We start from the raw sequence: 13,553 nt of genomic DNA, 5'->3' as shown, positions 1-13,553 counted from the left end.
TCACGCACTGGCCGGAAGATCGATGATGAAGCGCGCGCCTTTCATATGATCAGCTTTGGCTGGATCGATGATATTTTCAGCAGTCAGTGTTCCACCATGCGCCTCGATAATCTGACGGCTGATCGAAAGACCAAGGCCGGAGTTCTGGCCAAAAGCCTCAGAAGCCGGGCGATCTGTATAGAAGCGCTCGAAGATGCGCTCGATATTTTCGATCGGAATGCCGGGACCATTATCTTCGACAAGCACCCGCAAACGGCTGCCTTCGCCACTCAGCGTGACAACAATGCGCCCTGTATCATCGGGGACGAAGGAGCGTGCATTTTCGATAAGATTGCTGATGACCTGTCCAAGACGCAAATCATGTCCGGCAACAAAGAAGCCTTTTTTGCCTGACGGCAATTTGCCGGTATTGAACACGATCTCGGTGCCAACCTTGTTTCGGCGCACTTCGCGCGCGGCAGCCACCAGACCGTTCAACAGCGTCTTCATATCAACGCGATCAGAATGTTCGCGTGCCAGTTCCGCATCCAGTCGCGAAGCATCCGAAATATCGGTAATCAGGCGGTCAAGGCGGCGGACATCATGTTGGATGACGTCGAGCAAGCGTTTGCGCGAATCATCATTCCTGGCAAGCGGCAGGGTTTCAACCGCGCTTCGCAACGAGGTGAGGGGGTTTTTCAGCTCGTGGCTCACATCCGCCGCGAAACTCTCAATCGCCTCGATCCGGGTATAAAGCGCATCGGTCATCGCACGGATAGAGGTCGACAAATGGCCAACTTCGTCCTGACGTTCAGAGAAATCCGGGATTTCCTCGCGACTTTTTACACCAAGACGCACGCGGTCTGCTGCTGCGGCAAGCTTTCTCAGCGGGCTCGCAATGGTGGACGCCAGAAACAGCGACAAGATCACCATGACAGCCGCAACAACACCGAACACGCGGAAAACAGCCATGCGCTCGCCCTGCACGATCTTGTCGATGTCGTCACCTTCGGTCGAAAGCAGGAGGACACCCAGAATAGCACGCGATTGCTGGATTGGCACGGCGACCGACACCACCAGCTCCCCTTGCTGGTTACGACGCTGTGCCGTTTGCGGCGAACCGGTCAGTGCGCGAACGATTTCCTGATAGGCCAGACCATTGCCGCCCGGCTGCTCCTGATAAAGCGGCAGACCGCCGCCATAGAACAGACGGGAGAACCAGCCTGAGAAACGCTCCCAGACACTTGGCGTATCTTCTTCGATTGCTGGCAGATCATAGCGGAATACCGGTCCACCAGAAGCGAATGCCGGCGCATAAAGCGAGCGGGAATCGAGCAGCAGATTTGCATAATGATCGTAAATGCGGGCGCGCGTGCTGGTTGGTGAAATCAACTGACGCAAGAGCGGCGATACTTTTTCCGGATTGATCGGAAATTCCCAGTTATCGGGCGAATCAGGCGATGGCGTGATGCTTTGCCCTGCCTGCAGTTCCAGAAGTTTTTCCGGATCGATCATCAGCGAGTTGGTGTCGACCGTGGCGGAAGAGGAAATCGCGGCAGCGATGATCTTGCCCTGTGTGAGCAGGCTTTCGATCTTGGCATCAATCAGCCCTTCGCGGAACTGATTCATATAGAGGATACCGGAAACCAGAACGGCAAGGGCTGCAAGATTGAGAAACAGTATGCGGCGTGTCAGACTGGAGAACAGAAACTGACCGAGAAACCGGCTGAAAGGCGCAAAAAGACGACGCAGGAAAAGCGAGCGTTGTCGCCGCGCCCTACGCTCCCTCATGGTAACGGCACTGTCTTTCCGGGTTTCGGCGACCATGTCGCTTCGATCTAGCCTTCTTATTGAGCATCACCGGGCCTTGGTAAGCCCGGCGATCTGAAACGGGTCATGTCATAGCATATTCATGCGACACGCCATCATTCTTTATTCTTACGCCTATCATTGTCGGAGAACCGGTTCCCACTTTTCCGCGATAGGCTTTTTTTACGCTTATCGTTTTCGGAAAACCGGTTTCCACTTTTCCGCGATAAGCGTTAACTCACGCTTCGCGGAAGCGATAACCGACGCCATAAAGCGTTTCGATCATCTCGAAGTCGTCATCAACCGACTTGAACTTCTTGCGCAGACGCTTGATGTGGCTGTCGATGGTTCGATCATCCACATAGACCTGCTCATCATAAGCCGCATCCATCAGCGCGTCACGGCTTTTCACCACGCCAGGGCGTTGTGCCAGCGAATGAAGGATGAGGAATTCGGTGACAGTGAGCGTTACCGGCTCGCCTTTCCAGGTGCAGGTATGGCGTTCCTGATCCATAACCAGCTGACCGCGTTCCAGCGACTTGGCCTGCTGACCGGTCGGCTTTGCAGTGCCATCGCGTGCCGCAACGCGGCGCAGGACAGCCTTTACACGCTCGACCAGAAGACGCTGAGAGAACGGCTTGGTGATGAAATCGTCGGCACCCATCTTGAGCCCGAACAATTCATCGATCTCGTCGTCCTTGGAAGTCAGAAAGATGACCGGAAGGTCGGATTTCTGACGCAGACGGCGCAACAGTTCCATACCATCCATACGCGGCATCTTGATGTCGAAGATCGCAAGGTTCGGTGGGCGCGCCATCAGGCCATCCAATGCGGAAGCCCCATCGGTATAGGTCTCCACACGATAGCCTTCCGACTCCAGAGCAATGGAAACGGAGGTCAGAATGTTACGGTCATCGTCGACCAGCGCAATTGTCTGCGTTGCCGAAGCTTCCTTCATGCGGACCTTCTCCTTTATTAGCCGCCCCGTTACAGCAGCGGTGCAAATCACCAAACGCCGGTAAGCGCGTCGATCTTATTATAGTCGTGCCGCTTGTGCAGTACAAATTAGGTACAAAATGTGGCAGCCACTTAACTTCCCATCAAAGCAGCCTGCCGAATCTGTTTCCGGAGTTCATACAATCGAGAATTGTTCCAGGCCGGCGTTACACGCAATAACATAAAGATTAAACGATTTAAAAAAGTTTCAATTTTTTTAAATCGATTAAATATTTGATTTGATTTAATTAATCTGTTTCTGACTGCCATCCCGGATTAAAAGAGACCGGGACAACAAATTTTCGAACCAGATGGCGGAGAGACCATGAAAGAGATCGGCATTCACAATACTGCCGCTTCCATTGCCACTTCAGGATTGAAGGAACTGTCCGCAGTCTTTTATAATTTTGGACCGGCCCGGCTTTATGAAGAGACAATTCGCCGTGGCGAAGCAGAGCTTTCCGCACAGGGTGCGCTTGTTGCGCGCACCGGTCAGCACACGGGCCGCTCGCCAAAAGACAAATTCGTCGTTCGCGATTCAAACACCGAAGATCAGGTCTGGTGGGACAACAACAAGCCCATGACGCCGGAGGCTTTCGAGCTTCTCTATGCCGATTTCATCGAACATGCGAAGGGCAAGGAGCTTTTTGTACAGGATCTCATCGGCGGCGCTGACAAAGACAACAAGATCAATGCGCGTGTCGTCACCGAATATGCATGGCATTCGCTGTTCATCCGCAACCTGCTGATCCGTCCGGAAGAAGCAGCGCTTGCATCTTACGTGCCTGAAATGACCATTATCGATCTGCCTTCCTTCAAGGCTGATCCAGCACGCTATGGTGTGCGCACCGAAACGGTGATCGCGGTTGACCTGACCCGCAAGATCGTGCTGATTGGTGGCACATCCTATGCTGGCGAAATGAAGAAGTCGGTCTTCACCGCACTCAATTATCTTCTGCCTGCCAAGGGCGTCATGCCGATGCATTGCTCGGCCAATGAAGGCCCGAACGGCGATACCGCCGTCTTCTTCGGCTTGTCCGGCACCGGCAAGACCACGCTTTCAGCCGATCCGAGCCGCACGCTGATCGGTGACGATGAGCATGGCTGGGGCGAACATGGCATCTTCAATTTCGAAGGTGGCTGCTATGCCAAGACCATTCGTCTTTCGGCAGAAGCCGAACCTGAAATCTTCGCCACCACACAGCGCTTCGGCACTGTTCTGGAAAATGTCGTGCTGGATGCAAACCGCCAGCCGGATTTCGACGATGGTTCGCTCACGGAAAACACCCGCTGCGCCTATCCGCTCGATTTCATTCCGAACGCATCTGCATCGGGCAAGGGCGGTCAGCCAAAGAACATCATCATGCTCACCGCCGATGCTTTCGGTGTGATGCCTCCAATTGCCAAGCTGACACCTGCGCAGGCCATGTATCACTTCCTGTCAGGCTACACCGCCAAGGTCGCCGGTACTGAAAAGGGCGTGACCGAACCGGAAGCAACCTTCTCGACCTGCTTCGGCGCACCGTTCATGCCGCGTCATCCGTCCGAATACGGCAATCTTTTGCGCAAGCTGATCGCCGAACACAAGGTCGATTGCTGGCTGGTCAACACCGGTTGGACCGGCGGCGCTTATGGCACCGGCAAGCGTATGCCGATCAAGGCGACCCGTGCGCTTTTGTCCGCAGCGCTTGACGGCTCACTCAACAATGCGGAATTCCGCACCGATCCGAATTTCGGCTTTGCTGTTCCGGTTGAAGTGCCGGGCGTGGACGCATCCATTCTCGATCCGCGTTCGACCTGGGCCGACAAGGCTGCTTACGACGCACAGGCCAAAAAGCTTGTCGATATGTTCGTGAACAATTTCGAGAAATTCGAAAGCCACGTCGATCACGATGTGAAGGATGCCGCACCGGCAACCCAGATCGCTGCAGAATAGCTTTTTCTGCGCATGTCTCCCAAAGACCGGTTCCCACTTTTTGGAGACATGCTTTCACCATCCTGAGGAGGAGGAGAAGCCCGGCCGAAAGGTCGGGTTTTTCTTTTGTCTAATGGATAGAGCGTGTCACGCTTGATCGTATCCACCGCGCTCGCTCTATCCATTTGTTTTTACGCATGTCTTTATCCCAAAACCGGTTCCCACTTTTGGGAGACATGCGTTAGAAAGCGGTGTATCACTTCGCATCATGGAAGAAAGCCGCAACATCATCCGCATCACCAACCGCCTGACCATCCACGAGGATGATCTGGAGGAGAGCTTTATTCGCTCATCCGGTCCCGGTGGTCAGAACGTCAACAAGGTTTCCACCGCCGTGCAGCTGCGCTTTCATGCGGCGCGCTCCGGCCTGCCGGAAGATGTGCTTTCCCGTCTTTTCAAGCTTGCCGGTCAGAAGGGTACCAAGGATGGGGACATTCTGATCGAGGCCAATCGCTTCCGCACACAGGAACGCAACCGCGAAGATGCACGTGAGCGGATGATTGCTTTGATCAGAGAAGCAGCAGTTCCGCCGCCGCCACCACGCAGGAAAACCAAGCCGACAAAAGGCTCGATTGAACGCCGCCTCAAGGCCAAGTCCGGACGCTCGGACATCAAGAAAGGTCGCGGTAAGGTTTCTTACGATTAGGCTCAGAACCTAGACTATCCGCATTTTGGGAACAGACGACATGACAATCAATTATCACGAGCTTGAAACCAGCCATGGCCGCATTGCTGTGCGGGAAAGCGAGGGCGAGGGCGCTCCGCTGCTGATGATCCATGGCAATTCAAGTTCGGGTGCCATTTTTGCGCCGCAGCTCGAAGGAGAGATCGGCAAGAAGTGGCGCGTCATTGCACCTGATCTTCCGGGCCACGGCAAATCATCCGATGCCATCGACCCCGACCGCAGCTATTCGATGGAAGGCTATGCGAATGCAATGACCGAAGTCATGCAAAAGCTCGGGATTGCCGATGCGGTGGTTTTTGGCTGGTCGCTCGGTGGCCATATTGGTATCGAGATGATTGCCCGTTATCCTGAAATGCGTGGGCTGATGATCACTGGGACGCCGCCTGTCGCGCGCGAAGAAGTAGGACAGGGCTTCAAGAGCGGTCCTGATATGGCACTCGCCGGACAGGAAGTCTTCTCGGAACACGATGTGGAATCCTACGCTCGCAGCACCTGCGGCGAACCATTCGAGGCATCGCTTCTCGATATTGTTGCACGCACAGATGGACGCGCGCGCCGCATCATGTTTGAAAAATTTGGCTCTGGCACCGGCGGTAACCAGCGCGACATCGTAGCGGAAGCACAACTCCCTATCGCGGTCGTCAATGGCCGTGACGAGCCTTTTGTTGAACTCGATTTCGTGTCGAAAGTGAAATTCGGCAATCTGTGGGAAGGTAAAACCCACGTTATCGACAATGCAGGTCATGCGCCATTCCGCGAAGCACCCGCAGAATTTGACGCTTATCTCGCGCGCTTTATCCGCGATTGCACACAATAAACACTCTGTTTCAAACGGCATCAAATGATGCCGTTTGACGACTTCCCACATCTGCCCCGCGCCCTAGGTTATCCATCAGGATTGTGAAAGGTGGAAATCATGGGCATGACTGTTGCGGATCTTCTGGCTCAAACCTTGGCCGAAGCGGGTGTTAGGCGTATCTGGGGTGTTACGGGCGACAGCCTCAACGGACTGAATGACAGCCTCAGACGACTTGGCAAAATTGACTGGATGCATGTCCGTCACGAGGAAACCGCGGCCTTTGCCGCGGGTGCAGAAGCAGCTATCACCGGCGAACTGGCCGTGTGTGCAGGAAGCTGCGGTCCCGGCAATCTGCACCTCATCAACGGGCTTTTTGATTGTCACCGCAACCGCGAACCTGTGCTGGCGATTGCAGCCCATATTCCTTCATCCGAAATCGGCCTCGACTATTTTCAGGAAACCCATCCGCAGGAACTGTTCCGCGAATGCAGCCATTTTGTTGAGCTGGTTTCCAACCCTGCACAAATGCCCGAAGTGCTGAACCGCGCCATGTGCGCGGCCATCGGTAAGCGCGGCGTGGCCGTGATCGTCATTCCGGGTGATGTCGCCCTCAAACAAGCGCCTGAAGGTTCCAGGCAAAGCTGGACGCCGGTCTCGCTTCCACGTGTGATCCCTGCCGATCAGGATGTTGCAAAACTCGCAGAGATTCTCAATGGCTCAGAGAAAATTACCATTCTGGCAGGCAGTGGCTGTGCCGGTGCGCATGATGCGGTGATCTCACTGGCTGAACGGCTTGAAGCACCAGTTGTTCATGCGCTGCGCGGCAAGGAACATGTCGAATGGGACAACCCCTTCGATGTCGGCATGACCGGCCTGATCGGCTTTTCGTCCGGCTATCACGCCATGCTCAACTGCGACACACTGCTGATGCTCGGCACCAGTTTCCCTTATCGCAATTTCTATCCCGACAAGGCCAAAATCGTTCAGATCGATAATGATCCTTCGCAGCTTGGTCGCCGCGCACCGCTGACTTTTGGCGTGGCGGGTGACGTGTCTGAAACGATCACAGCCCTGCTGCCGAAGCTTAAATCGGGCCGCAATACGAAATTTCTCGATGCCGCCAAGACCCATTACACCAAAGCGCGTGAAGCGCTGGACGATCTGGCGCAACCGTCAAAACCCGGCCAGCCGATCCATCCGCAATATCTCACACGTCTTATCGACGAGATTGCCGATGACAATGCGATCTTCACCGCTGATGTCGGCACACCGACCGTCTGGGCTGCACGCTATCTCACCATGAATGGCAAGCGCCGCCTGCTTGGGTCGTTCAATCATGGCTCAATGGCCAATGCGATGCTTCAGGCACTTGGTGCAAAGGCTACAGCGCCTGATCGACAGGTCGTCTCACTTTCAGGTGACGGTGGCTTCACCATGATGATGGGCGATTTCTTGTCGCTCAAGCAGCTTAATCTGCCAGCCAAGATCATTGTCTATAACAATGGTTCACTGGGTTTCGTCGCCATGGAAATGAAGGCCGGCGGCTATCTGACCTCCGGGACCGATCTCGACAATCCGAATTTTGCAGCAATGGCGCAAGCCATCGGCATCAAAGGTTTTCGCGTAGAGGAATCCGCTGATCTGCCGGAGGCATTAAAGCAGGCTTTTGCTCATGACGGTCCGGTTCTGGTTGATGTGGTGACGGCCAAGCAGGAGCTTGTGATGCCGCCAAAGATCAAGGCGGAGCAAGCCAAGGGTTTCAGCCTCTATATGCTCAAAGCCATCATCAGCGGTCGTGGCGATGAAATCGTTGAACTCGCCCGCACCAATCTTGGTCGGTAGGACAGGGCTTTTCCGACGGCTTTTCTAATTAAGTGCCAGAACTTATTGAGCAATTTCCGGAAATTCCTGCCTTGACCAATTTGAAAGGGGCTGTAGTTTGTACCCCATTGATTGGCCACAAGAAGTACTGGCTCATCTCTGGTTCTGATATTTGATTGCATGCATCAATAAGTTAGCAACAACAGGGAGACTTGCCCCATGGGAATTTTCGATTTTGTGAAGTCGGTCGGAACCAAACTTGGTTTCGGTGAAAATGAGCCCAAAGCCGATGACCTCAAGAAAGAACTCGACTCGCATAATCTCGGCACCGATGGCGTGCAGGTTAGCGTTCAGGGCGACAAGGCTGTTCTGACCGGCAATGTGAAGGATCAGTCGGCTTTTGAAAAAGCGATTATCGCGGTCGGCAACTCGCTTGGTGTTTCCAAGGTGGAAGCCTCGGAACTGAAAGTCGATGGTGCAGGCACAGGTGCTGAGCCAGTCTTCTATACGGTCAAGAAGGGCGACAACCTTTGGAAAATCGCCGAAGCCCAGTATGGCAAAGGCAAGGGTGCAAAAAACGACATTATTTTTGAAGCCAACAAGCCGATGCTGACCCATCCGGACAAAATCTATCCGGGTCAGGTGCTGCGCATTCCGCCGCTGTAAGGCTAACGACACAAAGAGAAGGCCGGTTTTAAACCGGTCTTTTTCATTTCATATCTTCCTCAATGCCACTTCTTCGATCAGGTGATCGCTGCCTTTGCGCAGGATAATATCGGCGCGGGGGCGGGTGGGAAGAATGTTCTCACGCAGGTTCTTCATGTTGATATTGTTCCAAAGGCCTTCGCCAATGGAACGGGCAGCATCTTCCGAAAGCTGCGAATAGCGATGGAAGAAGGATTCGGGATTGACGAAGGCCGTCTCCCGCAGCCGCATGAAGCGGTCGATATACCATTTGTGGATCAGCTCCGGCTCTGCATCGATATAGATCGAGAAGTCGAAGAAGTCGGACACGAAAGGCACCATCTTGCCGTCTTCCGGCAGGTCACGCACTTGAAGCACATTGATGCCCTCAAAGATCAGAATGTCAGGCTTGTCGACAATCTGATATTCGCCAGGCAGCACGTCATAGCTCAGATGCGAATAGAGCGGCGCACGCACATGGCTCATGCCTGCCTTGATCGCCGACAAGAAACGCAGAACCGCGCCCACATCATAGCTTTCCGGAAAGCCCTTTCGCTCCATCATATTCTGATCGCGTAGAACCGCATTGGGATAGAGGAAGCCGTCCGTCGTCACCAGATCGACCTTCGGGCTTGAAGGCCAGCGGGCGAGGAGTTCTTTCAGAATACGCGCGGTCGTGGATTTTCCAACCGCCACCGAACCTGCAACACCAATAATGAAAGGCGTCTTGAAACGTTCTTCCATATTGAGAAATTGCTGGCGCTGGCGGAACAGAAGCTGACTTGCCTCCACATGCGCATAGAGCAAACGCGACAGCGACAGATAAATGCGCCGCACTTCATCCAGATCAATCGGATCGCCCAGCGAGCGCAGCCGTTTTACTTCTTCATAGGTGAGGGTGAGGGGCGTGTCGGCGCGAAAGCCTGCCCACTCTTCCGCCGAAAAGAAACGGTAAGGCGAGTAACGCGACGGCGTTAGCTGGTCCACTTTTTCCCACATATTGTCGCTGCTCTCCCTCAACGCCAATTCTGCACTAACAGCTTTCAAATCACTTTGCATTTATGCTTTCGGACGACCGGCCTTTTCCTCAAGGCCAGTCTGCGCCGTGCGGCGTTGCAATTCTGCAAGAACTTCATCAAGCGGCACGTCAGCAATCTTGAGAACCACCAGCAGATGATAAAGCAGGTCAGCGCTTTCCGTGACAACTTCAGCGCGGTCGCCGCTGACTGCGGCAATCACCGTTTCCACGGCTTCTTCACCAAGCTTTTTGGCAGCGCGTGTCTGGCCCTTGGCAAAGAGACTAGCCGTATAAGACGATCCATCCGTCGAAGTTGCACGTTCCGCAACAATGCGTTCAAGGTCGGAAAGTGTGAACTCAATCATCGGATTTCCTTAAATCTTGCTCTTTAACGGACCGGATCGAGCCGCATCGGAATGCCAGCCTCGGCCATATAGCGCTTGGCTTCGCCAATCGTATAGGTGCCGAAGTGGAAGATCGACGCTGCGAGAACTGCCGTCGCATGACCTTCGCGGATGCCATCAACCATGTGATCGAGATTGCCAACGCCGCCCGATGCGATCACCGGAACGCGCACGCTGTCAGCCACAGCACGCGTCAGGGCCACATCATAACCGGCCTTGGTGCCATCACGATCCATCGAAGTCAGCAGGATTTCTCCTGCGCCAAGGCTCACCACCTTCTGCGCAAATTCCACCGCATCGATGCCGGTCGTCTGGCGACCGCCATGGGTGAAGATTTCCCAGCGGTCGCTCTCGTCTGCACCTGAAACCTTCTTGGCGTCAATGGCAACAACGATGCACTGATCGCCAAACTTGTCGGCGGCTTCGGCAACAAATTCCGGGTTCTTCACCGCAGCCGTATTGATCGAAACCTTGTCGGCCCCAGCAAGCAACAGCTTGCGAATATCAGAAACCTGACGCACGCCACCGCCGACAGTCAGCGGCATGAAACACTGTTCTGCCGTCCGGGCCACCACATCAAAAATTGTCTCGCGATTGTCCGAAGATGCCGTGATGTCGAGGAAGCACAGTTCGTCTGCGCCTGCCGCATCATAGGCGCGAGCCGCTTCCACCGGATCACCGGCATCAATCAAATCGACAAAATTAACGCCCTTGACGACGCGGCCGTCTTTCACATCGAGGCAGGGAATTACGCGTGCTTTCAAGGTCATGCCGAAGTCCTCAAGAGAGCCAATGCTTCTGCCGGATCGATGCGACCATCATAAAGCGCGCGACCGGAAATCGCGCCTTCAAGCTTGCGGGCATCGGGTGCGGCAAGACGTTTGATGTCATCCATCGAGGCGAGGCCGCCCGATGCGATCACCGGAATGGAAACGCTGTCTGCGAGGCCAAGCGTCGAATCCCAGTTGATGCCAGCCAGCACGCCGTCACGGTCGATATCCGTATAGATGATGGCGGCAACGCCCGCACCTTCAAACTTTTTCGCGAGTTCCACCACGCCAAGTTCGGACGCTTCGGCCCAGCCTTCAACGGCGACATAGCCACCCTTGGCATCAATGCCGACTGCAACCTGTCCCGGAAATTCCTTGCAGGCTTCAATCACCAGCGCCGGATCGCGCACGGCAACAGTGCCGAGAATCACGCGGCGCAGACCTTTGGAAAGCCAGTTTTCGATATGGGCAAGCGTGCGGATACCGCCGCCAAGCTGAACCGGATTTTTGGTCGCTTTCAAAATGGCTTCAACAGCCTGGCCATTGACGCTTTCGCCAGCAAAGGCACCATTGAGATCAACCACATGCAGCCATTCAAAGCCCTGATCCTCAAAAGCTTTGGCCTGTGCTGCGGGGTCTTCATTGTAAACGGTCGCCTGATCCATGTCGCCAAGCTTGAGGCGCACGCATTGACCGTCTTTCAAATCGATGGCGGGAAAAAGGATCATAGTTTCAAGGCTTCCATTTCAGGAAATTGGCAATGAGCGAAAGGCCAAGCAGCTGGCTCTTTTCAGGATGGAACTGCGTGCCGATCATATTGTCGCGACCAACCGTTGCGGCGACATCGCCACCATATTCAGTGACGGCCAGCACGTCCGCTTTGTTCTTCGCGTCGAACATATAGGAATGCACGAAATAGGCATGCAAGCCGTTCTCGCCGGTAGCGATTCCGTCAAACACCGGATGCGAATGTTTCACGTGAATCCTGTTCCAGCCAATCTGCGGAATCTTGAGCGTCGGGTCGGATGGCGTCATTTCACGCACATCGCCTGCGATCCAGCCAAGGCCTTCGGTCACTTGCTTTTCAAGGCCGCGTTCCGACATGAGCTGCATGCCCACGCAGATGCCAAGAAATGGATGCGCCTTTTTCAGAACCACATCTTCCAGCGCTTCAACCATGCCGGGCACGGCATGGAGGCCGCGGCGGCAATCGGCATAAGCGCCAACGCCCGGCAGCACAATTCGATCGGCGCTCGCCACGCGATCGGCATCCGCCGTCAGTTCGATTTCCGCTTTCACACCGCTCTCATGGGCGGCGCGCTCAAAGGCCTTGGTGGCCGAGCGAAGATTGCCGGAACCATAGTCGATAATTGCAACACGCATTTTCAGTTTTCTCCGCGATGACCGACAAATCCGATCGTCGAGCCAAATGAGGAATAAGTGGGACGAGGGGCCTGTTGCGCCCATTCGGGTGCTGGCGCCTCAACAGGAGCTGTCACTTCTCCAAAGCTGTAGAAATAGCGGATCTCCGCTTCTTCCAGATCGGAAGCATCGATAGTGGCTTTTTCGACATAGCTCTGACGTTTGAGTTTCGCGATCTTCCAGTTGGCGCCTTCCAGCGCCACAAACAGCGAAAACAGCAACGTGATCAGCGGCACAGCATTGGAAATGTCCAATGCGGCTCCAGCCACACCCAGCAGGATCGTCACGCCAAGAGCGGCAATCGCTTCAAACCACAGCCGCTGCGACAACAGCCAGACTACCGGCAGGATCAGCGCCAATGTGTAGAATCCGTCGCGCACGAAAACCGCTTTTTCGGAACTCTGAGTTCCGGCTGGTTCAAGAACGACGAATTGCGCCATGACACGTCCTTTCGGGAAAGACTTATCCCTTCAGCGACCCCTTGGTCGATGGAATTGCATCCTTCTGGCGCGGGTCGGTTTCGAGCGCTGTGCGCAGAACCCGGGCCACGGCCTTGAAGATCGACTCTGCAATATGGTGATTGTTGGCACCATAGTGATTGTTGATATGCAGCGTAATGCCTGCATTCATCGCAAAAGCCTGGAAGAACTCGCGCACCAGCTCGGTGTCGAAGGTGCCGATCTTGGCCGTCGTGAAATTCACGTTCCAAACCAGAAATGCACGCCCCGAAACATCAATCGCCGCACCCGTCAGCGTGTCGTCCATAGCGAGGTCCATCGACGCATAACGCACAATGCCGCGACGTTCGCCAAGTGCTTTTGCAACAGCCTGACCCAGCGCGATGCCGGTATCTTCCACCGTATGGTGATCATCAATATGCAGATCACCCTTGGCCATCACACGCATGTCGATGAGCGAATGTCGGGAAAGCTGCTCCAGCATATGATCGAAGAAGCCGACACCTGTTGTAATGTCGAACTTGCCATTGCCGTCCAGATCGACCGAAACGGCAATGCTCGTTTCTTTCGTTGAACGTTCGATGCTTGCTTTGCGGGCGCTTTCAGCCGTCATTGCATTTCCTCTATTGAATTCTTTTCGCGTTCTAGAACAGCTGGCCGCTTTTGCCAATGCTTTTAGAACTGCTCCCAATAATCTGATGAGTGTATGTTTGCATTTTTCCAGACGGTTCTT

Annotated in this window: 14 protein-coding genes; 5 read left to right on the top strand and 9 right to left on the bottom strand. The window is 54.6% G+C overall.

Annotated features, from left to right (window positions below):
* Together CEV33_RS13215 and CEV33_RS13210 are read right to left on the bottom strand one after the other, a co-directional pair.
* The gene (locus CEV33_RS13215; RefSeq protein WP_094540905.1) at positions 1-1,806 is read right to left on the bottom strand and encodes a stimulus-sensing domain-containing protein; all 1,806 of its coding nucleotides are present in this window, start codon (positions 1,804-1,806) and stop codon (positions 1-3) included.
* A 220-nt stretch (positions 1,807-2,026) separates the two neighbouring features.
* Positions 2,027-2,746 (bottom strand): response regulator transcription factor, encoded by a 720-nt coding sequence (locus CEV33_RS13210; protein WP_024898427.1) that lies wholly within the window; start codon positions 2,744-2,746, stop codon positions 2,027-2,029.
* A 363-nt stretch (positions 2,747-3,109) separates the two neighbouring features.
* Between CEV33_RS13210 and CEV33_RS13205 the strand changes: the two genes are divergently transcribed.
* The 5 genes from CEV33_RS13205 (at position 3,110) to lysM (ending at position 8,730) form a co-directional block, all read left to right on the top strand.
* On the top strand, positions 3,110-4,720 hold the full coding sequence (locus CEV33_RS13205; protein ID WP_094540904.1) for a phosphoenolpyruvate carboxykinase: 1,611 nt from the start codon (positions 3,110-3,112) through the stop codon (positions 4,718-4,720).
* A 247-nt stretch (positions 4,721-4,967) separates the two neighbouring features.
* Positions 4,968-5,405 carry an alternative ribosome rescue aminoacyl-tRNA hydrolase ArfB gene (gene arfB, locus CEV33_RS13200; protein WP_094540903.1) on the top strand — a complete coding sequence of 146 codons (438 nt, stop codon included), beginning with the start codon at positions 4,968-4,970 and terminating at the stop codon, positions 5,403-5,405.
* 40 nt (positions 5,406-5,445) lie between these two features.
* Positions 5,446-6,261: an alpha/beta fold hydrolase gene (locus CEV33_RS13195; RefSeq protein WP_094540902.1), complete on the top strand. Its 816-nt coding sequence runs from the start codon at positions 5,446-5,448 to the stop codon at positions 6,259-6,261.
* Positions 6,262-6,360: 99 nt separating this feature from the next.
* Entirely contained in the window at positions 6,361-8,085 is a 1,725-nt protein-coding gene (gene poxB / locus CEV33_RS13190) for a ubiquinone-dependent pyruvate dehydrogenase (protein WP_208620195.1), read from the top strand.
* A 198-nt stretch (positions 8,086-8,283) separates the two neighbouring features.
* On the top strand, positions 8,284-8,730 hold the full coding sequence (gene lysM, locus CEV33_RS13185; RefSeq protein ID WP_094540901.1) for a peptidoglycan-binding protein LysM: 447 nt from the start codon (positions 8,284-8,286) through the stop codon (positions 8,728-8,730).
* A 48-nt stretch (positions 8,731-8,778) separates the two neighbouring features.
* Here the strand turns inward: lysM and coaA are convergent, their stop codons facing one another.
* From coaA to hisB, 7 genes are read right to left on the bottom strand one after another with little or no spacing between them, the layout of a single operon-like run.
* Complete coding sequence (gene coaA, locus CEV33_RS13180; protein WP_094540900.1) at positions 8,779-9,747, bottom strand: type I pantothenate kinase; 969 nt, start codon at positions 9,745-9,747, stop codon at positions 8,779-8,781.
* Between the two features lie 60 nt (positions 9,748-9,807).
* The gene (locus CEV33_RS13175; protein ID WP_094540899.1) at positions 9,808-10,131 is read right to left on the bottom strand and encodes a phosphoribosyl-ATP diphosphatase; all 324 of its coding nucleotides are present in this window, start codon (positions 10,129-10,131) and stop codon (positions 9,808-9,810) included.
* A 23-nt stretch (positions 10,132-10,154) separates the two neighbouring features.
* On the bottom strand, positions 10,155-10,940 hold the full coding sequence (gene hisF, locus CEV33_RS13170; RefSeq protein ID WP_094540898.1) for an imidazole glycerol phosphate synthase subunit HisF: 786 nt from the start codon (positions 10,938-10,940) through the stop codon (positions 10,155-10,157).
* A complete protein-coding gene (hisA, locus tag CEV33_RS13165) occupies positions 10,937-11,668 on the bottom strand; it encodes a 1-(5-phosphoribosyl)-5-[(5-phosphoribosylamino)methylideneamino]imidazole-4-carboxamide isomerase (RefSeq protein ID WP_094540897.1) in 732 nt (243 codons plus the stop codon). Before hisA ends, hisF begins: the two co-directional genes overlap by 4 nt.
* A 4-nt stretch (positions 11,669-11,672) precedes the next feature.
* Entirely contained in the window at positions 11,673-12,323 is a 651-nt protein-coding gene (gene hisH / locus CEV33_RS13160) for an imidazole glycerol phosphate synthase subunit HisH (protein ID WP_094540896.1), read from the bottom strand.
* A gap of 2 nt (positions 12,324-12,325) precedes the next feature.
* Entirely contained in the window at positions 12,326-12,802 is a 477-nt protein-coding gene (locus CEV33_RS13155; protein ID WP_094540895.1) for a DUF2628 domain-containing protein, read from the bottom strand.
* Between the two features lie 22 nt (positions 12,803-12,824).
* Entirely contained in the window at positions 12,825-13,433 is a 609-nt protein-coding gene (gene hisB, locus CEV33_RS13150; protein ID WP_094540894.1) for an imidazoleglycerol-phosphate dehydratase HisB, read from the bottom strand.
* Positions 13,434-13,553: the final 120 nt, after the last annotated feature.

Origin of the sequence: Brucella grignonensis (genome assembly GCF_002252505.1) — a bacterium.
In the GTDB taxonomy this organism is placed as follows: domain Bacteria; phylum Pseudomonadota; class Alphaproteobacteria; order Rhizobiales; family Rhizobiaceae; genus Brucella; species Brucella grignonensis.
This window is presented reverse-complemented; position numbering and strand designations above follow the sequence as displayed.

Coding starts and splice junctions, on each gene's coding strand:
- CEV33_RS13210 (WP_024898427.1), bottom strand. CDS start 2,746: ATGAAGGAAGCTTCGGCAACGCAGACAATTGCGCTGGTCGACGATGAC.
- lysM (WP_094540901.1), top strand. CDS start 8,284: ATGGGAATTTTCGATTTTGTGAAGTCGGTCGGAACCAAACTTGGTTTC.
- poxB (WP_208620195.1), top strand. CDS start 6,361: ATGGGCATGACTGTTGCGGATCTTCTGGCTCAAACCTTGGCCGAAGCG.
- hisA (WP_094540897.1), bottom strand. CDS start 11,668: ATGATCCTTTTTCCCGCCATCGATTTGAAAGACGGTCAATGCGTGCGC.
- hisF (WP_094540898.1), bottom strand. CDS start 10,940: ATGACCTTGAAAGCACGCGTAATTCCCTGCCTCGATGTGAAAGACGGC.
- CEV33_RS13195 (WP_094540902.1), top strand. CDS start 5,446: ATGACAATCAATTATCACGAGCTTGAAACCAGCCATGGCCGCATTGCT.
- CEV33_RS13175 (WP_094540899.1), bottom strand. CDS start 10,131: ATGATTGAGTTCACACTTTCCGACCTTGAACGCATTGTTGCGGAACGT.
- hisB (WP_094540894.1), bottom strand. CDS start 13,433: ATGACGGCTGAAAGCGCCCGCAAAGCAAGCATCGAACGTTCAACGAAA.
- CEV33_RS13205 (WP_094540904.1), top strand. CDS start 3,110: ATGAAAGAGATCGGCATTCACAATACTGCCGCTTCCATTGCCACTTCA.
- CEV33_RS13155 (WP_094540895.1), bottom strand. CDS start 12,802: ATGGCGCAATTCGTCGTTCTTGAACCAGCCGGAACTCAGAGTTCCGAA.
- CEV33_RS13215 (WP_094540905.1), bottom strand. CDS start 1,806: ATGGTCGCCGAAACCCGGAAAGACAGTGCCGTTACCATGAGGGAGCGT.
- hisH (WP_094540896.1), bottom strand. CDS start 12,323: ATGCGTGTTGCAATTATCGACTATGGTTCCGGCAATCTTCGCTCGGCC.
- coaA (WP_094540900.1), bottom strand. CDS start 9,747: ATGTGGGAAAAAGTGGACCAGCTAACGCCGTCGCGTTACTCGCCTTAC.
- arfB (WP_094540903.1), top strand. CDS start 4,968: ATGGAAGAAAGCCGCAACATCATCCGCATCACCAACCGCCTGACCATC.